The 25,739-nt window shown below is 71.3% G+C and carries 18 protein-coding genes; 5 read left to right on the top strand and 13 right to left on the bottom strand.

The window, feature by feature from the left end; translation table 11 throughout:
- Positions 1-131: 131 nt before the first annotated feature.
- A complete protein-coding gene (locus tag IE330_RS00350) occupies positions 132-746 on the bottom strand; it encodes a TetR/AcrR family transcriptional regulator (RefSeq protein WP_190133794.1) in 615 nt (204 codons plus the stop codon).
- Positions 747-871: 125 nt separating this feature from the next.
- Here IE330_RS00350 and IE330_RS00345 point away from each other — a divergent pair, with 125 nt between their 5' ends.
- Positions 872-2,428 (top strand): MFS transporter, encoded by a 1,557-nt coding sequence (locus IE330_RS00345; RefSeq protein WP_190133737.1) that lies wholly within the window; start codon positions 872-874, stop codon positions 2,426-2,428.
- A 287-nt stretch (positions 2,429-2,715) separates the two neighbouring features.
- On the opposite strand, the gene IE330_RS00340 is transcribed toward IE330_RS00345, so the two are convergent.
- From IE330_RS00340 to abc-f, 3 genes are read right to left on the bottom strand one after another with little or no spacing between them, the layout of a single operon-like run.
- Positions 2,716-3,624, bottom strand: coding sequence for an ADP-ribosylglycohydrolase family protein (locus IE330_RS00340; RefSeq protein ID WP_190133736.1), 909 nt, complete (start codon positions 3,622-3,624; stop codon positions 2,716-2,718).
- Positions 3,625-3,636: 12 nt separating this feature from the next.
- Positions 3,637-4,296 carry a histidine phosphatase family protein gene (locus IE330_RS00335; protein WP_190133735.1) on the bottom strand — a complete coding sequence of 220 codons (660 nt, stop codon included), beginning with the start codon at positions 4,294-4,296 and terminating at the stop codon, positions 3,637-3,639.
- 34 nt (positions 4,297-4,330) lie between these two features.
- Positions 4,331-5,941 carry a ribosomal protection-like ABC-F family protein gene (gene abc-f, locus IE330_RS00330; protein WP_190133734.1) on the bottom strand — a complete coding sequence of 537 codons (1,611 nt, stop codon included), beginning with the start codon at positions 5,939-5,941 and terminating at the stop codon, positions 4,331-4,333.
- Positions 5,942-6,397: 456 nt separating this feature from the next.
- Between abc-f and IE330_RS00325 the strand changes: the two genes are divergently transcribed.
- Positions 6,398-7,189, top strand: coding sequence for a TetR/AcrR family transcriptional regulator (locus tag IE330_RS00325; RefSeq protein WP_229925225.1), 792 nt, complete (start codon positions 6,398-6,400; stop codon positions 7,187-7,189).
- 87 nt (positions 7,190-7,276) lie between these two features.
- Here the strand turns inward: IE330_RS00325 and IE330_RS00320 are convergent, their stop codons facing one another.
- Positions 7,277-7,882 carry a YdbC family protein gene (locus IE330_RS00320; protein ID WP_190133733.1) on the bottom strand — a complete coding sequence of 202 codons (606 nt, stop codon included), beginning with the start codon at positions 7,880-7,882 and terminating at the stop codon, positions 7,277-7,279.
- Positions 7,883-7,915: 33 nt separating this feature from the next.
- Positions 7,916-8,737 (bottom strand): arylamine N-acetyltransferase family protein, encoded by an 822-nt coding sequence (locus IE330_RS00315; RefSeq protein WP_190133732.1) that lies wholly within the window; start codon positions 8,735-8,737, stop codon positions 7,916-7,918.
- Positions 8,738-8,858: 121 nt separating this feature from the next.
- On the opposite strand from IE330_RS00315, the gene IE330_RS00310 reads away from it, so the two are divergent.
- Positions 8,859-9,389: a TerD family protein gene (locus IE330_RS00310; protein ID WP_190133731.1), complete on the top strand. Its 531-nt coding sequence runs from the start codon at positions 8,859-8,861 to the stop codon at positions 9,387-9,389.
- Between the two features lie 61 nt (positions 9,390-9,450).
- Here the strand turns inward: IE330_RS00310 and IE330_RS00305 are convergent, their stop codons facing one another.
- Positions 9,451-12,342: a vitamin B12-dependent ribonucleotide reductase gene (locus tag IE330_RS00305; protein WP_190133730.1), complete on the bottom strand. Its 2,892-nt coding sequence runs from the start codon at positions 12,340-12,342 to the stop codon at positions 9,451-9,453.
- A gap of 137 nt (positions 12,343-12,479) precedes the next feature.
- Complete coding sequence (nrdR, locus tag IE330_RS00300; RefSeq protein WP_190133729.1) at positions 12,480-13,022, bottom strand: transcriptional regulator NrdR; 543 nt, start codon at positions 13,020-13,022, stop codon at positions 12,480-12,482.
- Positions 13,023-13,673: 651 nt separating this feature from the next.
- On the opposite strand from nrdR, the gene lexA reads away from it, so the two are divergent.
- Entirely contained in the window at positions 13,674-14,459 is a 786-nt protein-coding gene (lexA, locus tag IE330_RS00295) for a transcriptional repressor LexA (protein WP_138962193.1), read from the top strand.
- A gap of 156 nt (positions 14,460-14,615) precedes the next feature.
- On the opposite strand, the gene IE330_RS00290 is transcribed toward lexA, so the two are convergent.
- The 5 genes from IE330_RS00290 to IE330_RS00270 form a co-directional block, all read right to left on the bottom strand.
- On the bottom strand, positions 14,616-16,595 hold the full coding sequence (locus tag IE330_RS00290) for an ATP-dependent DNA helicase (RefSeq protein ID WP_190133728.1): 1,980 nt from the start codon (positions 16,593-16,595) through the stop codon (positions 14,616-14,618).
- Between the two features lie 40 nt (positions 16,596-16,635).
- A complete protein-coding gene (locus IE330_RS00285) occupies positions 16,636-18,540 on the bottom strand; it encodes an IucA/IucC family protein (protein ID WP_190133727.1) in 1,905 nt (634 codons plus the stop codon).
- 73 nt (positions 18,541-18,613) lie between these two features.
- On the bottom strand, positions 18,614-19,486 hold the full coding sequence (locus IE330_RS00280) for a GNAT family N-acetyltransferase (RefSeq protein ID WP_190133726.1): 873 nt from the start codon (positions 19,484-19,486) through the stop codon (positions 18,614-18,616).
- A gap of 143 nt (positions 19,487-19,629) precedes the next feature.
- The gene (locus IE330_RS00275) at positions 19,630-21,669 is read right to left on the bottom strand and encodes an IucA/IucC family protein (RefSeq protein ID WP_190133725.1); all 2,040 of its coding nucleotides are present in this window, start codon (positions 21,667-21,669) and stop codon (positions 19,630-19,632) included.
- Between the two features lie 713 nt (positions 21,670-22,382).
- Entirely contained in the window at positions 22,383-23,957 is a 1,575-nt protein-coding gene (locus IE330_RS00270; RefSeq protein WP_190133724.1) for a diaminobutyrate--2-oxoglutarate transaminase family protein, read from the bottom strand.
- Positions 23,958-24,340: 383 nt separating this feature from the next.
- Between IE330_RS00270 and IE330_RS00265 the strand changes: the two genes are divergently transcribed.
- The gene (locus tag IE330_RS00265; protein WP_190133723.1) at positions 24,341-25,573 is read left to right on the top strand and encodes a trypsin-like serine peptidase; all 1,233 of its coding nucleotides are present in this window, start codon (positions 24,341-24,343) and stop codon (positions 25,571-25,573) included.
- Positions 25,574-25,739: the final 166 nt, after the last annotated feature.

Genomic DNA, 25,739 nt, shown 5'->3' with positions numbered 1-25,739 from the left:
CCTCCACGGGCCGCGCGGCCGCCCTTCCCGGGAGCGGACATTCCCCTTCCGCGCGCACGGTGCCCCTCCTGCCCCCTGCCTCCCCTGCCTCCCCTGCCGGAGAGGCGCCACCCTGGGCAGTCGAAACCGGCTTACGGGCGCAGCAGCGGAACCATGACCTGATCGACGAGTGCCACGAATTCCTCGTCCGACCATTCGCTCCCGCACACTTTGGAGCGGTACATCATCATCGCGGGGATCACCTCGCAGACGTACTGGTCCGTCGCACCGGAACGCACCTCTCCGCGCTCGATTCCGCGCCGCATCACCTGCCGGATGAGTTCCACACTCGGTTCGACGACGCCCTCGACGATCACTCCGTGGAAGCGCGCGGCGGTCTCGACATCACATTCGTGAAGGACCGCCAGCAGCGCGTATCCGGGGCGGGAGGTCAGGGCCGCGCGCATTTGGCGGCACAGACGGAGAAGGTCCTCCCGGACACTGCCACAGTCCGGCACCTCGTCGAACTTCGGCAGCCCGGCCTGCAGGGCGTGGACGACGAGGTCCTCCTTGGAGGGCCAGCGGCGGTACACCGCGGCCTTGCCCGTCTGGGCGCCCGCCGCCACGCCCTCCATCGTCAGACCGTTCCAGCCGACCGTACTGAGCTGCTCCAGCGCGGACTCCAGGATCGCGCGCTCCAGCACAGGACCACGACGGCGCGAGGAGACCGCCTGAGCGGAAGCGGTCTTCCAACGCGAAGTAACCATCTGCATCTCTCCGTTGAGCTTTCGAGGAAGTCCAGTGAACGCTTGCGTTCCCTGTCCGGGCTTCACTACCGTAGGACGCGACAGTGAACGGGCGCGTTCATTAACGCACTTGCGGGGGACTCATCGTGACAACCTCTCCGTTGAAGCAAGACCAGCAACCAGGTGCCGCACGCCGGGAAGGACATCCCGGCATCGCCCTCACCATCATCGCCGCCTGCCAACTCATGGTGGTCCTGGATGCGACGATTGTGAACATCGCACTTCCGCACATTCAGGACGCGCTGGAGTTCTCGACGACGGACCTCACGTGGGTGGTCAGTGCGTACACGCTCACATTCGGCGGTCTGCTGCTGCTCGGCGGGCGCGCCGGTGACATCCTGGGGCGCCGCCGGGTCTTCATGTTCGGCATCCTGCTGTTCACGCTCGCCTCACTCCTCGGGGGATTCGCCCAGGAGCCGTGGCAGTTGCTGGCGGCGCGGGCCCTGCAGGGCGTCGGTGGCGCGATCGCGTCACCCACATCGCTCGCGCTGATCACGACGACGTTCCCCGAAGGTCCCGAGCGGAACCGCGCGTTCGGTGTCTTCGCGGCGGTGTCCGCCGGAGGCGGCGCGATCGGTCTGCTGGCGGGCGGCATGCTCACCGAGTGGCTCGACTGGCGCTGGGTGCTGTTCGTCAACGTCCCCATCGGTGTGCTGATCGCGTTCCTGACCCCGCTCTACATCAGCGAGTCCGAGCGCCACCCGGGGCGCTTCGACCTCGTGGGCGCCCTCACCTCGACGCTCGGCATGGCGTCCTTGGTCTACGGGTTCATCCGCGCCTCCGAGGACGGCTGGCGCGACGGTCTCACGCTGGGGTCGTTCGGCGCCGCCATCGTGCTGCTCCTGGCGTTCGTGGTCATCGAGAGCCGGGCCAAGGAACCGATCACTCCGCTCAGGATGTTCGCCGACCGCAACCGCTCGGGCACGTACGTGATCATGCTGAGCCTGGCGGCGGCGATGTTCGGCATGTTCTTCTTCATCGTGCTCTTCGTCCAGAACGTGCTGGACTACACGCCCATCGAGGCAGGCCTCGCCTTCCTGCCCGTCACTGTCGCGATCGTGATCGGCGCGGGACTCTCCCAGCGGTTGCTGCCGGTGCTTGGACCGAAGCCGTTCATGGTGACCGGGTCGGCGATCGTCGCGCTGGGGCTCGGCTGGCAGACGTTCATCACGCCGGACAGCTCGTACGTCAGCGGGGTGCTCGGCCCGATGCTGCTCTTCGGCTTCGGCATGGGCCTGAACTTCGTGACGCTGACGCTGACGGCGGTGTCCGGAGTCGCGGTGCACGAGGCGGGCGCCGCGTCCGGGCTGCTCAACGCCACGCAGCAGGTCGGCGGATCGCTGGGCCTGTCCATCCTGACCACGGTGTTCGGTACGGCGAGCCGGGACGAGGCCAAGGAGCAGATACCCGACTTCCTGGCGAAGGCCTCCCCTGAGCAGAAGGCCGCCTTCGCGAAGTCGCACGAGCTCCCGGCGCCGTGGGGCCACGAGGTGCTCTCCAAGGGCATCTCCACGGCCTTCCTGCCGGCCGTCGCGATGGCGCTCCTCGCTCTGCTGACCGCCGTCGTGGTGATCCGGGTACGCAAGAGCGACCTGGACGCGCTGGCGGGTACGGCGAGCGCCGCGGGGCCCTCCGGGGGCTGACGGGGGACCGTGTGTGCCGGACCTCCGCGACGGCGGCCCCGGCCCGGCACACACGGAGCCGCACCGACCGTCAGGGCGTACGCCGCTCAGCCCCTGCCGCACACACGCAGGCGCGCGCGACCTCGCCTCGGAGCCGGCCACCACCGGACACCGCCGCCGCAAGCGCGAGTCACTGCCCGGGTGCCCGTACGGCTCGCTTCGCTCAGGCCCTCACCCAAGCCGACGAGCAAGCTTTTCCCTCCGTACGAAGCGACCGGTCCTGCCCGGCCCGGTTCCCCGGCTCTCGGTCAGCAGCCCGCCGTGGTGGGCACCCACCCGGGCAGCGGCTCCGTGCGGTCGAGCCACAGCGTCGGTGGCCTCCCACCGGCGGCCGCGACGACGCCACCGACGATCGCGCAGGTGGTGTCCATGTCACCGCCCACTCCGGCAGTGGTCCAGAACGCCTTCTCGTAGTCGTCCAGCGCGCGAGCAGCCGACCACAGCGCGAACGGCACCGTGTCGTGCGCGGTCGTACGGCGTCCACAGCCCAGGACGGCGGCGACCGTCGCGGGGTCGTCGTAGTCGAGCATGTCCCGCGCCCGACGGAGTCCTGCCCCCACGGCACTGCGCGGCACCAGGTCGACGACCCCGTCGAGGAGCGCCTTGGCGGCCGGCGGTCCCGTCGGGTCGGCCGCCAGCGCCGCGGCGGCCGCGACCGCCATGGCCCCGACGACGGCTTCCCGGTGCTGATGGGTCGTGTAAGCGGAGATCTCGGCCTGGTGGGTGGCCTGCTCCGGGTCAGAGGCGTACCAGGCGCCGAGCGGCGCGATCCGCATCGAGGCGCCGTTGCCCCAGGACCCCTGCCCCTTGAACATCGCGGAGGCCAGCTCCCGCCAGTCCCCTCCGCTCCGGATCTGGGCGAGGAGGCGGCTGACGGCAGGGCCGTAGCCCCGGTCCACGTTCTGGTGCTCGGCGAAGGAGCGCGCCAGGGCATCCTGGTCGATCCTGCCGTGCGTGGCGAGGACGGCCAGCACGGAGCACGCCATCTCGGTGTCGTCGGTCCACGGCCAGGGGCCGTCCGGCAGCTCGCGTCGCTTGAGCAGTGGGTAGTGCGCCGGCGTGAAGAACTGGGAGCCCAGCGCGTCTCCCACCGCCAGGCTGCGCAGGCTGGCCAGAGCGCGGCCCAGGCGCTGGTCGGGAGAGAGGTCAGCGGTCATCGCCTTGTCACTCTATCCGGTGATGCCGTACGGCTCCGGCTCACGCCAGCGCTCGAACGGTCGGTCGAGTCTGTATCGGCCGTTCTCACCCAGCAGCAGGGCCCGCGTCTCGCCGTTGCCCGGGTTGGACAGGCATTCGAATTCGGCCACTGACCAATGAAACCACCGCATGCAGAACAGGCGCATGGTCAGCCCGTGCGTGACGAGCAGGACGTTCGGCGGGTGGTCAGGCGCCTCGAAGCTGCGGTAGAGGCTCTCCAGGAAGGAGCCGACCCGGTCGTAGACGTCGGCGCCCGACTCGCCCTGGGCGAAGCGGTAGAAGAAGTGGCCATAGGCGTCCCGGTAGGCCTTCTGCAACCGGATGTCGTCCCGGTCCTGCCAGTTTCCCCAGTCCTGTTCCCGCAGCCGGGGCTCCTCGCGTACGCGTACCTGTTGCGGGTCGAGGCGGAGGGCTTGGAACGTCTCGTGGGTGCGGCGATAGGGCGAGACGTACACGCTGATCCGCTCCTGCCCGAACAGCTCCCGCAGCCCTTTGCCCGCCTCTTCCGCCTGTCGGAGGCCCGTCTCGGTCAGGGCGAGCGCGTGGTCGGGCTCGCGCTCGTACACGGTGTCGTCGGCGTTTCCTGCCGACTCGCCGTGTCGGACGAGAACGATGCGCCGGGGTCGGGCCATGGGTCGACCCTAGATCGAGGGCTCCGGGCGCGGCTCAGCCGGGTAGCCGTCCGGCCTCCATCCGGCGTATTCGCCCGGTGAAGCGGCGCCTGAGGAGCCGGTCGTGCGAAACGACGACGAGGGCACCGGTCCACCGGTCAAGGGCGTGCTCCAGCTCCTCGACGAGCGTGAGGGCCAGGTGATTGGCCGGTTCGTCGAGCAGGAGCAGGTCGGCGGGGCGGGCGAGCAGCCGCGCGAGGGCGAGTCTGCGGCGCTGCCCGGCGGAGAGCGAGCCCACGGGCACGTGAAGGTCGCGGGGACGGAACAGGCCGTAGGAGAGAAGCAGTTCGGCTCGCTCCTCCTCGGTGAGCGGCAGGCCCCGGCCGAAGGTCTCCAGCACACGCTCGGTGGGGCGGCGCACGGGGATCTCCTGTGCGAGATAGCCGATACGGCCCCGGCGGAGGACCGTGCCCTCGTCCGGTTCGAGGACGCCCGCCAGGATGCGCAGGAGGGTGGACTTGCCCGCGCCGTTGTCCCCGTGGACGAGCAGGCGCTCACCCGCGGAGACCGTGAGCTCCGGCACGTCGAGGCGGTCGGCCACCCGCACGTCCCGCAGCGCCACGAGGGTCCCCTCGGCCGCTCCGGTGGCCGGCCTCGCGGTGAAGCGCAGCGGCTCGGGCGGCTTGGGGACCGGGTGCTCGCGCAGGCGGCGGAGGCGTTCCTGGGCGTTGCGTACGCGACCCGCGATGGAAGCCTGCACCCGGCCGCCCGCGCGGTCGTACGCCATTTTGTTGTTGTCCTTCATGGCCCGGCCGCCGCCCACGGCGTGTGCCGTGGTCGCGGTGAACTCCTCCAGGCGCCGTGTCTCCTCGCACCACTCGGTGTAGGCCTGCTCCCAACGTTGCCGCGCCGCCGCGCGCTCGGCCAGCAGGCCTCGGTAGCCGTCGCCGTACCGCACGACCGTGCGACGCGCTTCGTCCACTTCGAGGATCGCTGTGGCGACGCGCTCCAGGAACGTCCTGTCGTGCGAGACGGCGACGACCGTGCCCCGGTGCGCGAGCAGGGCGGTCTCCAGCCAGTCCAGGGCGCCCTCGTCGAGGTGGTTGGTCGGCTCGTCCAGGAACATCACTTCGGGGGCCGCAGCGATGAGGCAGGCCAGGCCGAGTCTTGCCTGCTCGCCGCCGGAGAGGCTGCCCAGGCGACGGTCACGGTCGATGTGGGCGAGCCCCAGGCCGTGCATGGCCTTGTCGACCCGGGCGTCGGCCTCGTAGCCCCCACGGAGTTCGAAGGCGGTGAGCAGATCGCCGTACTCCCCCAAGGCCGTATCGGACGCCGCTCCGAGATCCGTTTCCAGCTCGCGCAGGCGCCGCTCCATGGCGCGCAGCTCGGCCAGGGCGGCGTCGATCGCGTCGCCCACACCGCGGTCCGCGGGGAGCTGGGGCGTCTGCGCCAGGAGCCCGGCGCCGCCCTCCGCGACCGTCACCACCTCACCGGTGTCGGGCCGCTCGCTGCCTGCCAGGAGGTGCAGGAGGGTGGACTTGCCGGCTCCGTTCTCCCCCACCACGCCCACACGCTCGCCCGGCCGGACGGCGAAGGAGACACCGTCGAACAGCAGCCGGTCACCCCGGGTCTTGGTCACGTCGCGTACTGAGATCTGAGTAGGCATAGGCACCCCCGTGTCCGTACAAGCCACATCCACCGCCACCAAGCCGCCGCGAGCCGTCCACCGGCGAGAGCCGGCGTAGGCCATGTCAGCGCGCGCCGTGCCGTCGTAGGTCACGCCCACTCCGCGCGCGAGGCAGGTTCACACGAGTCCGCGAGCGCGCAGGACACGCGCGCCGTGCCGACCGCGTGAGTCCGCGCACGGCACGGCATCAGCTAACGCGACTCCTGTCGCATTACGATGAGTGTGGCACGCTCGCCTCGCTAATGCAACAGATGTAGCGATTGAGAGCGTGGTCGATGTGGCCGAGACCGAGGAGCGCAGGGACCAGACATGGAAGAAGAGGCAGTTTCCGCAGGTGGGGACGGCAGGCCCCGTCGCGCGACCAAGCCGGGGAGAACCCGTACGAGGAAGCCGGGCAGGAGCTCTGCGAGCAGGCCCGGCAAGCCCGGTGCCGCGGTGACCTCAGCGACCGACCAAGCCTCGGCCACGCCACCCACCCCCCTCACCTCCGCCACCGCCCTCACCTCCGCCTCCGCCTCCACCTCCGCCTCCACCCCCGCTCCCGCCGCCAACCCCGGCCTCACCCACGCCCCCGACGACACGAAGCCGACCCGCGCCACCCCTCAGCCGCAGTCCCAAACAAAGCCCCAGCCCCCCGGCACCCGCCGCCCCGGCGGCCGTACCGCCCGCACCCGCGCGGCCGTGCGTGACGCCGTCCTCAGCGGTCTCAGCGATCACGGCTACCCGGGGCTCACCATCGAGTACGTGGCCGAGCACTCCGGCGTCCACAAGACCACGCTCTACCGGCGCTGGGGCGGCCTGGAAGGCCTGGTGGCCGATGCCCTGGACCTGGCGGGCGAGGACACCTGGACACCGCCGGACACGGGCACCCTGGAGGGCGACCTGCGCGCGCTCGCGCGCGAGGTCGTCGACGCGTTCGGCGACCGGGCCGACGCCGCGGCGTCCACCGCCTTCGTGGCGGCCGCCTTCCAGTCCCCGCGCGCCGCCGACGCCTTGCGCGCCTTCTACGCGGAGCGGTTCACGCGCTGCGAGGCCGTCGTCGCGCGTGCCGTCGCGCGCGGCGAGGCGGCCGCGGACACCGACGCCGGGGCGCTCGTCCGTGCCGTGTCGGCGCCCCTGATGCTGCGCCTGTTCATCACTCGGGAGCCCATCGACACGGCACTCGCCGACCAGTCGGCCGCAGCGGTACTGGCCGCCACGCGCGCGGGGGCCTTCGCCCGGCGATGACAACAGCCGTGCCGGGGCCCCGCGGCCCCGGCACGGGAGACCCGGGGCGTGCGGAGCGCGCCTCAGGGCGCGTACCGCCGGCTCAGGTCAGACCGTCCACGACGGCTCCAGTTCCACGACATCGCCTGTGAGCGCCGCGATGTCGGCCTCCGTCTGGGCCCGCAGCGAGAGACGTTCCACCCGCTCTACGCGGTACTTGCCGTGCTCGGCTGCGGACTGCCACATCGACAGGACCAGGAACTCATGGCCCGGGGCCTCGCCGAAGAGTCCCCGGACCATTCCGGGCGAGCCGGCCATCGCCGGGTTCCAGATCTTCTCCTGCATCAGCGCGAAGTGCTCCACGCGCTCCTCGTGGACGCGACAGTGCGCCACCCGCACCACGTCGGTGTCCGTGAAGCGCGGCTCAAAGCCCGTCTTCACGTCGAACCGGTAGTCGAAGAGCTTCACCTGGGCGTCCTTGTACGTGCCCACCTGCGCCGCCGCGAGCCGGTCGTGCGAGCGCGCCATGAAGGAGTCGTAGAAGGCCCGGCTCTCCCAGAACGCGAAGACGTGCGCCACGTTCGGCCGACTGCGGCTCCACCCTCCGCCCTGTCCCCGGAATCCCGGCTCCCCCAGAAGCCCCGCCCACTTTCGCTGCGCCCGCTCGAATCCCCGGCGGTCCACGACGGTGCAGCGAATCCACTTGACCAGCACCGCGCCATCGTACGGCGGAGCGCGTGGCGCGCGTCACGCTCCGGGGTAGTGCACCCGGATCAGATCCGCGAACTCCTGGTCGGTGAGATCGATACCGAACTGGCCCACGAGCACGTTCCGCAACTCGTCCACCGGAACCTGTCGTTCGTCCGGTTTCCCGTCGGGCCCCGTGACGGACAGATCCGCCCCGGTCAGTCGGCGGCGCAGCTCCGGGGTGGCCCGTTGCAGTACAGGGCGGCGTACGAAGGGGGACAGGGGGTGCGTCGCCGTGTAGTGGTTCATGACGGTGTAGTCGACGGGGAGGTACGGCGTCTGCGTGTACGCATAGAGGCCGAACCAGCCATCGGGGTGCTCGGTGCGCAGCACCATCTCGCCGCTCGGCTCGCGCTCCAGGCTGAACCGCCACTCTCCTTGTCGTGCGTCAACGCCGTCGCGCAACAGGAGGGGTTCGAGCAACCCCTCACCACCGAAGCCGACGTCGCAGTGCCAGAGTTCGCCCTCCGCCTCGACCTTCAGGAGCATGTGCGTGACGGGGCGCGTGGAGGAGGCTCCGGCCCTGACCCGGGCGCCGAGCCCTGTCACGGCGAAGCCGATACGTTCCAGCGCCGCGGCGAACAGGTGGTTCTGTTCGTAGCAGTAGCCACCGCGCCGGCGGCGCACCATCTTGTCCTGAAGGGCGGCCACGTCCAGCAGGACGGGGCGGCCGAGCATGATCTCCAAGTTCTCGAAGGGGATCGCCGTCACGTGCGCGTGGTGCAGCGCGCGCAGCGTCGCCAGGTCCGGCTTCACTTCCCCGTCGTAGCCGATCCTGGCCAGATAGGCCTCGACATCCAGTGCTTCCCCGTTCCATGTCATGGGCACAATGATCGCCGCCGGGGCGGCGCAGGCAAAGCGGAGGGTTCGGAACACCGATGTCAGTGGGAAGCCTTAGCGTGTTGGTAGCACGGGCAAAAGGCCAGCGATGAGGGGGAGTTCGGTGAGTAACATCAGCAAAGGGCTCAAGAAGGTCGAGGTCGGCCTGAAGTGGGACCCGAGCCCCCTCGGCGCGTCGCCGCACGACCTGGACATCATCGCCGCGACGTACACGGCCGACGACTCCCACGGGCGCCCCGACTACCTCGTGCACTTCGACAGCCGCTCCCCGGACGGCACGATCACGCTCAGCCGGGACAGCACGACCGGCCAGGGGTTCGGCTACGACGAGGTCATGGTCCTGGAGCTGGATCGCCTGGCCGAGCGGTACGCGCGCGTGGTGGTCGGCGTGGCCGTCCAGCAGCCTGCGGACGGGCGGATCTTCGGTGACATAGAGAACGCCTCGGTCCGGATCCGGGACGGGTACACGGTCCTCGCGGAGCACGACTTCACCGAGGTGGCCGGGTGCACGGCCGCCGTGGTCGCGGAGTTCACGCGCGCGCGGCAGGGCGGGCACTGGTCGTTCCGCGAGGTGCTGCACGGCTTCGACACGGACCTCGCTTCGTTCACGTCCGCTATGGGCGCAGTGCGCTGAGACGCGGTGAGGGGCGGCGGACCCGAAGGCCCGCCGCCCCTCACCTCACGGCGTCACGCGCTTAGCTGCAGCCGCTGGTGGAGCCGCAGCCCTCGCAGATGTAGCACGAGCCGGCGCGCTGCATCTTCGTACCGCAGGAGAAGCACAGCGGTGCGTCGGCCTGAATGCCGAGCTGCATCTCGACGAGCTCGGCACTGGTGTGCGCCTGCTGCGGGGCGGGCGCCTCGGCGTTCGCCTTGGGAGCGGCGACGGCCTTCAGGGTCTCCGTCTGGCGCGGTGCGGACTGGGCCAGGCCCTCCACGTCGACGTCCTCGTCGGCCGGCTCGTACGAACCGGTCTCCAGGTGACGCTGACGCTCCTCGGCGGAGTGGATGCCGAGCGCGGAGCGGGTCTCGAAGGGCAGGAAGTCCAGCGCCAGGCGGCGGAAGATGTAGTCGACGATCGACTGCGCCATCCGCACGTCCGGGTCGTCGGTCATGCCCGCCGGCTCGAACCGCATGTTCGTGAACTTGGAGACGTACGTCTCCAGGGGCACGCCGTACTGCAGACCGACGGAGACGGCGATGGAGAAGGCGTCCATCATGCCCGCGAGGGTCGAGCCCTGCTTGGACATCTTCAGGAAGACCTCGCCGAGGCCGTCGTCCGGGTAGGAGTTCGCGGTCATGTAGCCCTCGGCGCCACCGACCGTGAAGGACGTGGTGATGCCGGGACGGCCCTTGGGGAGGCGCTTGCGCACCGGGCGGTACTCGACGACCTTCTCGACGGCCTCGCGGATCGTCGCCTCGGTCTTCTCGGTGACCTCGGCCTTCTCCTGCTCCTTCTTCTTGGCGGAGAGCGGCTGGCCGACCTTGCAGTTGTCGCGGTAGATCGCGAGCGCCTTGACGCCCATCTTCCAGGCCTCGAAGTAGACTTCCTCGACGTCCTCGACGGTCGCCGTCTCCGGCAGGTTGACCGTCTTGGAGAGGGCGCCCGAGATCCACGGCTGGATGGCCGCCATCATGCGGACGTGGCCCATCGCGGAGATGGAGCGCTCACCCATGGCGCAGTCGAAGACCTCGTAGTGCTCGGTCTTCAGGCCCGGGGCGTCGATCACATTGCCGTGCTCGGCGATGTGGGCGACGATCGCCTCGATCTGCTCCTCCTGGTAGCCCAGGCGGCGCAGGGCCTGCGGCACGGTGCCGTTGACGATCTGCATCGAGCCGCCGCCGACGAGCTTCTTGAACTTGACCAGGGCGAGGTCGGGCTCGAGGCCGGTGGTGTCGCAGGACATCGCGAGACCGATGGTGCCGGTCGGCGCGATCACCGAGGCCTGGGAGTTGCGGAAGCCGTTCTTCTCACCGAGGCGCAGGACGTCCTGCCAGGCCTCCGTGGCGGCGGCCCAGATCGGCGTGTCCAGGTCGTCCATGCGGACGGCCGTGGCGTTGGCGTCGGCGTGCTGCTTCATGACGCGCTTGTGCGGCTCGGCGTTGCGGGCGTAACCGTCGTACGGGCCGACGACCGCGGCCAGCTCGGCGGAGCGCTTGTACGAGGTGCCGGTCATCAGGGAGGTGATCGCGCCGGCGAGGGCGCGGCCGCCGTCCGAGTCGTAGGCGTGGCCGGTGGCCATCAGCAGGGCGCCGAGGTTGGCGTAGCCGATGCCGAGCTGGCGGAAGGCGCGGGTGTTCTCGCCGATCTTCTCGGTCGGGAAGTCGGCGAAGCAGATGGAGATGTCCATCGCCGTGATGACGAGCTCGACGACCTTGGCGAAGCGCTCGGACTCGAAGGACTGGTTGCCCTTGCCGTCGTCCTTGAGGAACTTCATCAGGTTCAGCGAGGCGAGGTTGCAGGACGTGTTGTCCAGGTGCATGTACTCGCTGCACGGGTTCGACGCGGTGATCCGGCCGGACTCCGGGCACGTGTGCCAGTGGTTGATGGTGTCGTCGTACTGGATGCCCGGGTCGGCGCAGGCCCAGGCGGCCTCGGCCATCTTGCGGAAGAGCGCCTTGGCGTCGACCTCCTCGATGACCTCGCCGGTCATGCGGGCACGCAGGCCGAACTTGCCGCCGGACTCGACCGCCCGCATGAACTCGCCGTTCACGCGGACCGAGTTGTTGGCGTTCTGGTACTGGACGGACGTGATGTCGTCGCCGCCCAGGTCCATGTCGAAGCCCGCGTCGCGCAGGGCGCGGATCTTCTCCTCCTCCTTGACCTTGGTCTCGATGAAGTCCTCGATGTCGGGGTGGTCGACGTCGAGCACGACCATCTTCGCGGCACGGCGCGTGGCACCACCGGACTTGATCGTTCCGGCGGAGGCGTCGGCGCCCCGCATGAAGGAGACCGGGCCGGAGGCGTTGCCACCGGAGGACAGCAGTTCCTTGGAGGAACGGATACGGGAGAGGTTCAGGCCGGCACCGGAGCCGCCCTTGAAGATCATGCCCTCTTCCTTGTACCAGTCGAGGATCGACTCCATGGAGTCGTCGACGGACAGGATGAAGCAGGCGGAGACCTGCTGCGGCTGGGGCGTGCCGACGTTGAACCACACCGGCGAGTTGAAGCTGAAGATCTGGTGCAGGAGGGCGTACGCCAGCTCGTGCTCGAAGATCTCGGCGTCCGCGGGGGAGACGAAGTACTTGTAGTCCTCGCCGGCCTTCCGGTACGTCTTCACGATGCGGTCGATGAGCTGCTTGAGGCTCACCTCGCGCTGCGGGGTCCCGACCGCGCCCCGGAAGTACTTGCTCGTGACGATGTTGACCGCGTTCACCGACCAGAAGTCGGGGAACTCCACGCCACGCTGCTCGAAGTTGACCGAACCGTCGCGCCAGTTGGTCATGACGACGTCACGGCGCTCCCAGGTCACCTCGTCGTACGGGTGCACGCCGGGGGTCGTGTGGATGCGCTCGATACGCAGGCCCTTGCCACCCTTCGGTCCCTTGGCACGGGAACCTCGTGCGGGGCCGCTCGTCGTCTCGGTCATGCCGCCTCCCTGTATCAGGCTAAAACGCCCTGAAGTGCCACGTTCTTCCCGCAGCACGGTGTGTGTCTTGCGTCGCGGACGCTCCTGCGTGCGCCTCGCGACAGGTCTGGTGTGCCGCCGAACCGTCGGCCGGACGGTCAGTCGGCGGCAGTGGCAGGCTGCGGGACTTCGGGAGTCCCTCCGGGCCCGCGGCCGGTCGCGGCAGGCTCCGCGGCGGAGCCGTCCGGCGCGCTGTCACGCCCGCCCCGCAGCTCTTCGATCGCGGCCTCGAAGTCCTCGAGCGAGTCGAAGGCCCGATACACGGACGCGAAACGCAGATAGGCGACGAGGTCCAGCTCCTGCAGCGGGCCGAGTATGGCGAGGCCCACGTCGTGGGTGGTCAGCTCGGCGCTGCCCGTGGCACGGACCGCTTCCTCGACCCGCTGGCCGAGCTGGGCCAGCGCGTCCTCCGTCACCGGTCGCCCCTGGCAGGCCTTGCGGACGCCATTGATGACCTTGGTACGGCTGAAGGGTTCGGTCACGCCGCTGCGCTTGACCACCATCAGTGAGCACGTCTCCACCGTCGTGAAACGGCGCGAGCAGTCCGGGCACTGACGCCGCCTGCGGATCGACGTGCCGTCATCGGTGGTGCGGCTGTCGACTACGCGGCTGTCGGGGTGCCTGCAGAAGGGGCAGTGCATGGAACTCCCAACCCTCCTTCACGGCACGTCTCACAGGCCTCTGCGGGCGCTTGAGGCCCTCGAAGCAGCCCCAAGCATAGGCGATGCCCGAGGACCCGAATGACCGGGGACCACAACTTCTGGGCTGCGGTCGCAATCCAACCACTAGATCTGGGGTTTCCCGTGATTTCCTGGGGCATCGCGTGTCGCTCGCCACCCTGGCGCGTCACCCCTCGACCCGGCGCGCGGGCACCGCGTTTCCCGTACGAGGGCCGCAGCCCGTGGCGTACGAGGGCCGGAGCCCGTCGCGTACGAGCGCCGCGGCCCGTCCCGTACGGGGAGGCCGCCGGCCGCCCGGCGCCGGAGGGGCGCCTCCCTCCCGCGCGCGGACGCGGTGCGGTCGCGTGCGGCGCGGCCGAGAGGGGCCGGTGCGGGGTTGACGTGGGCCGGAGTGGCACTATGTGAGCCTCACCCGGCAGGTTACGACCCCGGCGGTGAAGCGTACCGTAATGAACCGAAATGCCTTTCGGCCCGAGCGTTAGCCATACACCCAAACACATGATCACGGCAGGCAATCTGCGTTTTTTCACTCGAACGTGTGTTTGGCGCAACCTTTCGAAAGCAACTACCGTTGGCTAACTAGGGAGAACATCTCGAGAGGGGCCGACCGACGTGACCACCACCGCAGACAGCGCCACCATCACTGCCCAGGACCGCTCCCGGAGCCGATTCGAGCCGGTGCATGCCATGAATGACGCAGCCACGAACCAGGAGGGGCCCAAGCCCACGCGCTCCCTGCCGGGCCGACCTCCAGGAATCCGTGCCGACAGCTCAGGGCTCACGGATCGCCAGCGCCGGGTGATCGAGGTCATCAGGGACTCGGTGCAGCGGCGGGGCTACCCGCCGTCGATGCGGGAGATCGGACAGGCGGTCGGCCTCTCCAGCACGTCGTCGGTGGCGCACCAGCTCATGGCTCTGGAGCGCAAGGGGTTCCTGCGCCGCGACCCGCACCGCCCCCGCGCCTACGAGGTCCGCGGCTCCGACCAGCCCAGCACCCAGGCCACGGACACGACGGGCAAGCCCGCCGCGTCGTACGTCCCGCTCGTCGGCCGCATCGCGGCAGGCGGCCCCATCCTCGCGGAGGAGTCCGTCGAGGACGTGTTCCCCCTCCCCCGGCAGCTCGTCGGAGACGGCGAGCTCTTCGTCCTGAAGGTCGTCGGTGACTCCATGATCGAGGCCGCGATCTGTGACGGCGACTGGGTGACGGTCCGCCGCCAGCCCGTCGCGGAGAACGGTGACATCGTGGCCGCCATGCTCGACGGCGAGGCCACCGTGAAGCGCTTCAAGCGCGAGGACGGCCACGTCTGGCTGCTGCCGCACAACGCCGCGTACCAGCCCATCCCCGGTGACGAGGCGACCATCCTCGGCAAGGTGGTGGCGGTCCTGCGCCGGGTGTGAGCCCCGCCCCTGGACCGGGCCCCGGAACCCACTGCGCCGGTTCCGGGGCCCTGTGCTGTGCCCAGGCGGGCCCTGTGCACGGAAGCGTGATCGGGTGCGCACTCACCGGGCCCGGCGCGCACGCACCGCACGCGCCCCGGTGAGGCTCCCGCCCACCTACGCGTCCTGTGCGCTCTTCTCCTTCGCCGCGGCGTCGATCGCCGCCAGGGAGCGTCGTACCTGGTTGCGGTCCGTCGTGTACCAGAAGTCCGGCAGTGACGCCCGGAGGTAGCTGCCGTACCGAGCGGTGGCGAGACGCGGGTCGAGGACGGCGACCACACCGCGGTCCCCCGACGCCCGGACGAGGCGGCCGGCGCCCTGCGCCATCAGCAGGGCCGCGTGGGTGGCGGCGACGGCCATGAAGCCGTTGCCACCCGCTTCGTCCACCGCTTTCTGGCGGGCGCTCATCAGCGGGTCGTCGGGGCGCGGGAACGGGATCTTGTCCATGACCACGAGCTGGCAGCTCGGGCCCGGCACGTCCACGCCCTGCCACAGCGACAGCGTGCCGAACAGGCACGTCTTCTCGTCGGCGGCGAAGTTCTTGATCAGCTCGCCCAGGGTCTCCTCGCCCTGGAGCAGGATCGGCATGTCCAGCCGTCCCCGCAGCTCCTCGGCCGCCGCCTGCGCGCCGCGCATCGAGGAGAACAGGCCGAGCGTGCGCCCGCCCGCCGCCTCGATGAGCTCCGTCAGCTCGTCCAGCATGTCGCCGCGCGCGCCGTCACGGGCCGGGCGGGCCAGGTGCTGGGCGACGTACAGGATGCCCTGTCTGCGGTAGTCGAACGGCGAGCCCACGTCGACGCCCTTCCACACCGGGAGGTCGTCGCCCTGCGTTCCCTCAGGGGGCAGGCCCAAGGAGGCCCCTACGCCGTTGAAGTCACCGCCCAGCTTGAGCGTGGCCGACGTGAGGATCACCGAGCGGTCGGTGAAGAGCTTCTCGCGGAGCAGCCCCGACACCGACATGGGCGCCACCCGCAGCGAGGCGCCGAAGCGGTCGTGGCGCTCGTACCAGACGACGTCGTACTCGGAGCCGTTCGTGATGCGCTCCGCCACGTCGTGGACGGTCTCCACGGAGGCCAGGGCCTGCTTGCGGACGGCGTCCTCGTCCTGGACCGACTTGTCCCGGGTCGACCCGAGGGCGGAGATGACCGTCCGGGCGGCGTCACGCAGCGCCATCAGCGCGTACCCGAGGTCCTCGGGGACCTCCTCCAGGCGGCCGGGCAGGGCCAGCTCCATCAGCCGCTCGAAGCCCTCGGCGGCCGTCTGGAGCTGGTCCGCGACCTTCTCGTCGACGAGCTTGGCCGCGCGCCGCACCGCGCGGTTGACCTGGCCAGGCGTGAGCTCGCCGGTGGCCACGCCGGTCACGCGGGAGACCAGCTCGTGGGCCTCGTCCACGATCAGCACCTCGTGCTGCGGCAGGACCGGGGCGCCCTCGATGGCGTCGATGGCGAGCAGGGCGTGGTTCGTGACCACGACCTCGGCGAGCTTGGCCCGCTCCCGGGCCATCTCGGCGAAGCACTCCTGGCCGTACGCGCACCGGGTGGCGCCCAGGCACTCCCTGGAGGAGACGGACACCTGGGCCCACGCCCGGTCGGACACCCCGGGCGTGAGGTTGTCCCGGTCGCCGCTCTCCGTCTCGTCCGCCCAGTCCCGCAGGCGCAGCAGGTCGCGGCCGAGCTTGCTGCTGGGCGCCGCGGCCTCGAACTGGTCGAAGAGGCCCTCTTCCTCCTCCTGGGGCACGCCCTCGTGCAGACGGTGCAGGCACAGGTAGTTCGACCGCCCCTTGAGCATGGCGAACTCGGGACGGCGGCGCAGCAGCGGGTGCAGGGCGTCCACCGTGCGCGGCAGGTCCCGCTCCACGAGCTGGCGCTGCAGCGCGAGGGTGGCCGTGGCGACCACGACCCGCTCGCCGTGCGCCAGCGCGGGCACCAGGTAGCCGAGGGACTTACCGGTGCCGGTGCCGGCCTGGACCAGCAGGTGGGACCCGTCGTCGATCGCCTCGGCGACGGTCTCGGCCATGGTCACCTGGCCAGGGCGCTCCGTGCCTCCGACGGCGGCGACGGCGGCGTGCAGGAGCTCGGGGAGTGAGGGCTTCGTCATAGCCCGACCACCCTACGGTGCCCCACTGACAATGCCGCGATCAAGGCTGATGGAGGGGGTTCGGCACGGTCCCGTGCACGGCGGCGTGGGGACGCTCGGCCCGGTCGCGGTAGCCGTCGAGGTGGAGCCGGTTCCGGTTCAGGCACAGCCGCTCGATACGGGGCGTGAACAGGTCGAACAGCTCGTAGCGCTCCTTGAGCTCGGGGGCGCGCGCCTGGTGGCGGAGGATCTCGGCGCGGACCAGGGACCAGAAGTCGGTCTCGGGAACGCCGAGCTGCTCCTCGCACAGGGGTGCCAGATAGCGGAAGACGCCGACGAACAGGCCGGCGTGGAGGAACTGGGTGAGGAACGCGGGTGGCTCCGTGAGCAGGATGTCGCGCACGGAGGGTGGCATGGTGTCGTGCTCCCGTACGCGCTCGGCGCTGACGTTGACGTCGTCCACGAAGTCCTTCACGGCCAGCCGCACGGGCACGTCGCTGTCGTCGAAGACGACGATGGTGTTCTCCCCGTGGGGCGAGAACACCGTGCCGTACCGGTACAGGAACTGCAGGAGAGGCGGCAGCAGGGTCGCGAACAGATGGCGCAGCCAGACGGCCGGTGCGAGCCCGGACCGCTCGACGAGCTCGGCGACGAGGGCGCGTCCCTGGGGATCGGTGTGCAGCAGGCAGGCGAGGGTACGGGCGCGCTCCCCCGGCGCGAGGTAGCGCGTGACCGGCTCGCGCCAGATGGCGCCGAGCAACTCCTTGTACTGGTAGGGAACTTCCGGCAGCGAGTCGTAGACGGGGTGTTCCACCGTCACGGACGCGACTTCTCCGAGGAGGATCACGCGGCATTCGTCGCGCAAGAAGGGGTCGGAGTCCCGCAAGGCGTGCACCCAGGAGGTGACGTCCGGGGCGGCGAGGGTGCGCTCCGTGGGGAGGCCGCGCCACACCAGGGTGTTGAGGACGGAGAGCGGCAGCTTGATGGTGTGCCGTTCGGGTCGCGTGATGTTCAGGAAGGTACGGATCGACTGCTGGGGCAGGCGCAGGTCGCCGTCAGTGGGGAGTGGGACGATCTCCCCGGAGGCGACGGACGGCGCGAAGAGGGGCAGCACGATGTCGTCCCACTGCCAGGGGTGCACCGGAAGGTAGAGGTACTCCTGGGGGTCGAGGCCCCGCGCGCGGAGTATGGCCGCGTAGGCCTCCTGTGTGGCGGGGGCGAGTTCGCGCGCGTAGAGCTTCTCGGAGGTGTCCAGGGCGGCCACACCCCGGTAGGTGGCGAGGCTGGTGTGGACGGCGATCCAGGGGATCGTGGTGTGGGCGCGGGCCTCGGGTGCCCAGTGGCGCGCGTCGGTGGCGGAGAAGCCGATGCGGCCTTTGTTGAGGACGAGCCAGGGGTGTCCGGTCTGGTGTCCTTCGAGCTCCGCGTAGCCGAGGTCGGCGAGTTCCGCAGCGCTCAGGGCGCCGTGGTCGAGCCGGGTGTCCGCGCTGAGGGTGACGGTCAGCTCGCGGATGAGGTGGCCGAGGGTGGCGCCGTCCAGGCCGAGGGTGTGGCGCGCGGCCGTCAGGAACCGGAGCGGGTCCGTGAGCGGCCGGGGCCGGTCGCCGCCTTCGTCGAGCAGCAGGCTGGCCGGGTCCACGCGCCAACTGCCGTACGCGGTGCGGCGGGCGCGGAAGGTGAGGCGGGGCCGCGGCCGGCCGCTCGTGCCGGGTTCGTCGAGGAAGAGGTGGTACGTGTCCGTGCCGTCGGCCGTATCGACGGCACCGGCGGTATCAGCGGTACCGGCGGTATCAGCGGTACCGGCGGCGGTCGGGGCGGGCCGGAGGATCTCCTCGTAAGCGAACTCGCTGACGATTTTGGCGAGCAGGCGTCGGCCCGCCTGCTCCCAGCGTTCCCGCGACAGCTCGGGCGGGTCGTAGAGCGCGGCGGGGTCGTGGGGTTTGTGGGGTTCGGAGGAATGCGGCACGGGGACTCCTCGGGGAGGGAACCGGATCAGGTCGAGCGACGTTGGAGAAGTGAGCAGGTCGTCAGCGGGCGGGTCAGAGCAGGCCGCGCAGGGCCCGGTCGCGGACCATGAGCGCGGCTCGCTTGTCGGGCAGGTCCACCTCGGCGGCGAAGCGGAAGCCGGCGCTGAGGAAGGCGGAGACGGAGGGGGTGTTGCGCAGGTCCGGTTCGGCCACGACGCGTGCGCAGGCGGGGCGGCGGTCGAGGACGAGGTCGGCGACCACTCTCAGCAGGGTGCTGCCGATGCCCCGGCCGCGGTGGGTGACGCCGCCGATGAGCAGGTGGATCCCGGTGTCGTGCGGACGGGCGGGGTAGTGGCGTGCCAGCGGATCGAGGTCGGCACGGTAGATCTCCCAGTAGCTCATGGGTGTGCCCGCGAGGACGCCGAGGCAGGGGACACTGCGCCCGTCTCCGTCCAGTTGGGCGCGCAGGTGGGCCTCGGTGACGGACTCGGGCCCCGCGAGCTCCCAGAATTCGGCGACGGCGGGGTCGTTCATCCACCGGCTGATGAGCGGCAGGTCGCGAGGGAGGTGGACGGGCACGAGCTGGAAGACACCGACGTCGGTGGCCGCCGGGCCCCAGGTGGCGATGTGGTCGAGAAGGTCCTCTCGGGGATAGGGGTCCGCCCCGCCTGCCGTCGGTCCGTAGGCGCCGTTCACGTCGGCTGCCGCGGGCGGTTCCTGCCCGTCGCCGTGGGCAATCAACGCGAGGAGTTCGTCGGGCAACTGCAGATCGAGGGTGTCTTCGCAGTCCGTGGCGCCCGGGGTGGCGGGCTCGGCTCCGGCGTCGGCGCTCGTATCGCTGTCGGCGACGGTGCTCGTGTCCGTGCTGGCATCGGTACTGACGTCGGTGCTCGCATCGGTACTGACGTCGGTGCTCGCGTCGGTGCTGGCATCGGTGGGAGGCACGACGTGGCTCCTCTCGGCGGGGGCGGGTTCAGCGGAGGCGGGGCAATGGTCCTCAGGGGTGGCTCAGGTCGGGCAGGGGGCGGGCTCGGTGGTTCGGGGTGAGGGGTACGGGATGTAGGCGTACGAGGTGACGGGTGCGGGGTTCACAGGCGGAGGGGGTTGGCGATGGTGACGTAGACGGACTGGGTGTCGACGGGGCCGACGAGTTCGTCGAGGCCGTGCAGCCGGGTGAGCAGGTTGGCCTTGCACCGCAGCACGGGTGAGTCGAGCAGCAGGGCGGGCAGGGGGGTGCGCAGGCGGCCGGGCCCTGACGCCACGTCGCCGAGGAAGCGGCGGAGCGCGGCGAGCAGCAGCCTTTCGTCGGCGAGGCGTTGGGAGCCGAGGGCGCCGACGAGGCCGAGGACGTTGTTGATGCCGAGGTAGTAGGCGAAGCGCTCGTCGGTGACCTCGTCGGAGACGAACGTGTCGCTGTGCCGGCCGATGCCGGGCAGGCGCCGGTCCAGTTCGGCGCGGCGGGACTCGCGGTAGTAGTAGCCCTGGTTGTCGCGGTACCGGCCGCCGCTGGGCCATCCGTCGGGGTCGAGCAGGAGCACGGTGTTCTGCTGGTGGGCCTCCAGGGCGACTCCTGCCTCGCTGTCCAGCCACAGCACGGGGCGGACGACGTTCTCGAGGTACCGCAGGAACCACTCCGCGGCCACGGCTCCGCGCGGGCGGCCGGTGCGTCCGGCGAGGCGGGTGATGATCTCGGCGAGCCGGGAGCGCATCGGCGGCTGGTCCTGGCCGCCGTCCTGGGCGGGCGGCCTGGGTGAGACGAGGCCGGCGATGCAGGTGGCGTCGTCGGTGGGGCCGAACGGATTGTGCCGGATCATGACGTCGAGCCCGGGGACGGGGGCGCCGTCGGCTCCGGTGACGGCGAGCCAGGCGGGGTCCCGGATGATGTCGAACCCCGGGTGAGCCGCGTGCCACTGCTCGGCGAGGCCGCTGCGCAGCAGGCGGTGGACCTCGACGCCGCGGTGGAGTTCCTTGCGGAGGTTCTCCCGGCGGGAGTTGGTGATGCGCAGGCCGAGCGAGAGCTTCAGCATGGCCGGGGCGCCGGAGCGGTAGAGCGTGCGGACGGAGGACGTGGGGTGCCAGAGCTCGCCGTGCGGGCCGCAGTCCTGGAGCAGCCCGGCGGCCAGGAGGGCGGTGACCTCGGGGCGGCGCTGGAGCTCGCGCATCTGCCACGGGTGCACGGGGAGCAGGGCGTGCCCGTCCGGCGGGGTCGCGCCGGGCCCGGCCAGGCGGGCGGTCAGCAGGCCGGCCGGGACGGCGCGGCCGCGCTCGGTCCAGGCCGAGTCCGTGGCCAGGACGGAGGGAGCGACCGCGAGCCAGTGCAGCGGGAAGGCGCCGCGCAACTCCGGTGAGTAGAGACGGCTTTCGGAGTCCGAGAGGCCTTCGCGGCTCTTGGGCGTGGGGTGCAGGGGGTGCCCGAGGAGGAGGGACTGTTCGGCGGTCAGGAAGAGGTCGGGAGGGTCCTGCCGATGGTCCCGGCGGTGGGCCAGGAACTCGGCGGTACGGCGAACGGAGTCGGCGACGCGAGCCACGAGGTCGGCGCCTTCGGCAGCCACGGGGGCGTCAGTGGCTGCGGGGGTGACCGGGTCCGTCGAGACGGCTGTGGTTTCCGTGAAGGCTGTGGCTTCCGTGGCAGTCGTGGGTTCCGTGGCGGCCACGGTCTCCGTGTCGGCGGTGCGCTCGGCGCTCTCACCGGGCGGAGGCGCCGTCTCGCGGCTCAGCAGGGTGGCGAGCGTGACCGCGTCGACCGGGGGCCCGGACTCGGGGTCGTTCTCCAGGCGGGGAAGGCCGAAGCGGTGCCAGCCGGTAGGAGACCAGTAGTCGACGGGCACGAGCAGAGCGGTCGCACTGGCGGGAAGGGGGATGCGGAGGGTGCCGCGCTCAGGGGCGTCGAAGCCGTTCTCGCGCACCCAGCACCGCAGCAGGTTCTCCAGGGCGGCGGCCTGGGCGGCCGTGCGCGGGTCGGGATGGTCGAGGAGGTCGACGGTGCCGTGGGGCAGGCGCTCGGTCTCCTGGCTCCGACCCTTCTGCTGGGGGACTGTCTCGGACTCCGCAGCCGGCGTGGAGTGCGTGCCGCAGGCGCCTGAGGGATGCGGTTGGGGACGGCCTTCGGATGCGGGGGTCGCGTTCAAGGGGCTTCCTTGCTGGTGTCGGGCTCCGTGTGGGGACGGGCGGGGCTGAACGACTGGAGTGGGACGGGTGAGGCGGATGGGGCGCGCCCGGGGCGGACCGGCCGCGTCTGCCGGGCCGGTGGGGGGAGGCGGCGGAGAGGGCAGACAGCCGACGGACGGGCCCGGAGGCCCGGACGGACCCGGAGGCCGGGACGGACCCGGGAGCCGGGGACGGCCCCGGCAGCCGGACGGACCCCGGGGGCCGAGACGAAACCCGGAGGCCAGGACAGACGGGGTGGACTGGGACAGGCGAGGTGGGGCGGGACAACCGGTGGACTGGCACAGACGGGTGGACCGGGACGGATGGTGGACCGGGGCGGGCGATGGATATGGCGTGGGACGGCGGACACAGGGCGGGTCGGCGGACACGGGGCGGGACAACGGACACGACGCGGAACGGCGGGCACAGGACGGGACGGCGGACACGAGGCGGGACAACGGACACGACGCGGAACGACAGGCACAGGACGGGACGGCGGACACGAGGCGGGACAACGGACACGACGCGGAACGACAGGCACAGGACGGGACGGCGAACACGAGGCGGGACAACGGACACGACGCGGAACGACAGGCACAGGACGGGACGGCGCACAGGGGGGCGGGACGGCGGACACGGGACGGGACGGCGGACACAGGGCGGGACGGCGGACATGGGAAGCGTGGGGCGTGGGTTACCGGTGGTGGGCGCGCGTCACCGTGGCGAGCGCGTCGGCGAGGCGGTCGAGGACGGCGGTGGCCTGTTCGTCGGTGATGGTGAGCGGCGGAAGGAGGCGTACGACGCTGGAGTGGCGCCCGCCGAGCTCGACGATGAGGCCACGGCGCAGACACTCCCGCTGTACGGCTGCGGCGAGTTCGGGGGCGGGCGGGAGCGGGCGGGTCTCCGGCAGCTCGTGCGCGTGGTCGCTCGGGCGCTGGTGCGGCTCGGCGCGGTCGCGGGACACGGTGGCGGCGGAGGACGGGGCGCCCCGGGGGCGGGCAGGGTCGGAGGGGCTGTCGCCGGTGCGGGCGGCGGGTACGGACGGAGCGCGGGCCTCGCCCCCGGGCTTCGGCACATCGGAGCGCCCGGCGCTCCCCGCGGGGTCCGGCTCGCCACCGCTCGGAGCAGGGGCGGAACCGGCCGGGTCGACCAGTTCGACGCCGAGCATGAGTCCGCGGCCGCGGACCTCACCGACGCAGGAGTACTCGTTGGCCAGGGACCGCAGGGCGGCGAGCATGCGGGCGCCCAGGGTGGCGGCGCGCTCGGCGAGGTGGTGCTCACGGACGTATGCGAGGGTCGCCGCCCCCGCGGCCATGGCGAGCTGGTTGCCGCGGAAGGTGCCGGCGTGGGCGCCGGGCGGCCAGACGTCGAGGTCGTCGCGGTAGACGACGACGGCGAGCGGGAGGCTGCCGCCGATCGCCTTGGACGCGACGAGGACGTCGGGCACGATGCCGCTGTGTTCGACGGCCCAGAAGGCGCCGGTGCGCCCGACGCCCGTCTGCACCTCGTCCGCGATGAGCGGGACGCCGCGCGCCGCCGTGATGTCGCGCATCCGGCGCAGCCAGGCGTCGGGGGCGGGGAGCACACCGCCCTCGCCCTGCACGGGTTCGACGATCATCCCGGCGGGGGCGGGCACCCCGGACTTGGGGTCGTCGAGCACGTTCTCGGTCCAGCGGGCGGCGAGTTCGGCCCCGCGGGGGCCGCCGACGCCGAAGGGGCAGCGGTAGTCCTGCGGATAGGGCAGGCGCGCCACCCGTACGTCCCGCGCGCCTCCGGATGCTTCGAGCGCCCCCGCCGTCATGCCGTGATACGCGCCGGTGAAGGCGAGCAGTCCGTCCCGTCCGGTCGCGGCGCGCACCAGTTTCAGCGCGGCCTCCACCGCGTCCGTGCCCGCGGGGCCGCAGAACTGGACGCGTGCGCGCTCCGCGAAGCCGCGGGGCAGCGTGTGGAACAGCTCGGTGGTGAAGGCGTCCTTGACGGGGGTGGCCAGGTCGAGGACGTGCAGGGGGGCGCCGGAGTCGAGGACGGCGCGGATGGCCTCGAGGACGACGGGGTGGTTGTGCCCGAGGGCGAGGGTGCCCGCGCCGGAGAGGCAGTCCAGGTAGCGCTGTCCGTCGGCGCCCTCGATCGTCATCCCCCGCGCGCGGACGGGCACGATCGGCAGGGCGCGCGCATAGGTGCGCGCTGCGGACTCGCGCGCCGACTGGCGGCGCAGGATCCCTTCGTGTGCCGCGGACACCGCCGCGGGAGCAGGCTCGGTCACGGCCACGACTGTTGGTCCTCCCACTGGGACGGGGCAGGACCCGCCGCATCCGGCCGGGTGCGGCGGGCGGGTTGGCGCGGAGGTGAACGCGTGCCGCGTGTCCCCCGTACGTACCAACGACGGCGAGGGCGGGGGATCACGGGTTGCCCGAAGATCCTTGCCGTGACGGAACCGTTGCAACTCTGTCGGCTGTCCCCGACGGCACCGGCATAGTGTGGGGTGCTGTTCATCAGCGCCAAGGCGTTCAGAGTCCCTGAGCACCGTGGTGCTCGGGGACGATCGACGCCGACGTGGCCGACGTACGCGAAGTCGTACGGACGGCGCACGCGAGGCGTGGACACCGCGGTGTCCGGCATTGGAACGATTCGAGGCCCAGGGGGATTCTCACCATGCGACCCATACGTCCGCTCTTCACCGCTCACCGTGGGAGGAGCGTGCGCGGCAGGACCTCCCCCGTGGCGGCCGCTGTCGCGCTCGGCGCCGCGCTCGTCCTGACGGCGACGGCCTGCGGCCCCGGCGACGACCAGAAGGACGACTCGTCCGCGGCGCAGCAGGACGGCAGCGACAACGGCGACGGCAAGATCCGCCTTCCGGGCGACCTCGAGGACCGGCTCAAGGAGCACGGCATCGACGTCGACAAGTGGAAGGACGGCGCCTGGCGGGACTGGGACAAGGACGACTGGCTGCGCGAGGCGGGCGAGTTCGTCAACCCGATCATCGAGGGCCTGTGGGACCCGGACCGGATGCGGGACGCCGACAAGAACCCGGACCGCGGCGTCGACGACAGCGACATCTCCGGCGACCAGGGCGTCACGGACCCGACGCCGGAGCCGGTCGAGGCGGCGGCCGTGCAGGCGCCGTACCACGACCAGGTCCCCGCGGCCGGCAAGCTCTTCTTCGACGGTCCCGAGGGGTCGATGGTCTGCTCGGCCACGGTGGTCAAGGACCCGAAGAACCCGGGCAAGTCGAACATGGTGTGGACAGCGGGCCACTGCGTCCACGCGGGCGCCAAGGGCGGTTGGTACCGCAACATCGCCTTCGTCCCCTCGTACAACGACGCCGGCAAGCCCACCGCGCAGCTCCAGGGCGCGCCCAAGGAAGAGGTCGCTCCGTACGGCGTGTGGTGGGGTGACTGGGCGCAGACGTCGGACCAGTGGATCGAGCAGGGTGGTCCGACCGGCGGCAAGGGCGCTCCGTACGACTTCGCGGTGATCCATGTGACGCCGGAGAAGGGCGGCAGCGGCAAGTCCCTGGAGGAGACGGTCGGCGCCGCGCTGCCCGTGGACTTCGACGCGCCCGCCGTGGCGGACATCAAGGACATGACCGCGACGGGTTACCCGGCGGCGCCGCCGTTCGACGGGCAGCGGCAGTTCCAGTGCGCGGACAAGCCGGGCCGGCTCTCGATCAGCGAGCCCGACCCGACGATGTACCGCATCGGCTGCACCATGACCGGCGGTTCGTCCGGCGGCGGCTGGGTCGCCGAGGGCAAGGACGGCAAGCCCGCGCTGGTGTCGAACACCTCGATCGGCCCGGTCACGGCCGGCTGGCTCGCGGGCCCGCGCCTGGGCGACGAGGCCAAGGGCATCTACGACGCCGTCAGCAAGAAGTTCGCGGGACAGTAGGCGTAGGCGTACGCGCGTTGGCTGGTGGGTTCGTCCGCGCAGGGCGGGCCCACCGGCCGCGCGCCACCGGGGGCGGCCCCGAGCCGCTTTCCTGTCCGCGTCGACTGCCTCGGGCCGGGGCCGCCCGGGAGCTACTCGGGCCCCACCCGCCGCCGCAGCCTCAGCC

The sequence above is a fragment of the Streptomyces longispororuber genome (assembly GCF_014656095.1).
In the GTDB taxonomy this organism is placed as follows: domain Bacteria; phylum Actinomycetota; class Actinomycetes; order Streptomycetales; family Streptomycetaceae; genus Streptomyces; species Streptomyces longispororuber.
Note: the sequence above shows the minus strand (reverse complement) of the source record. Positions and strands in the feature narration are given on the sequence as shown.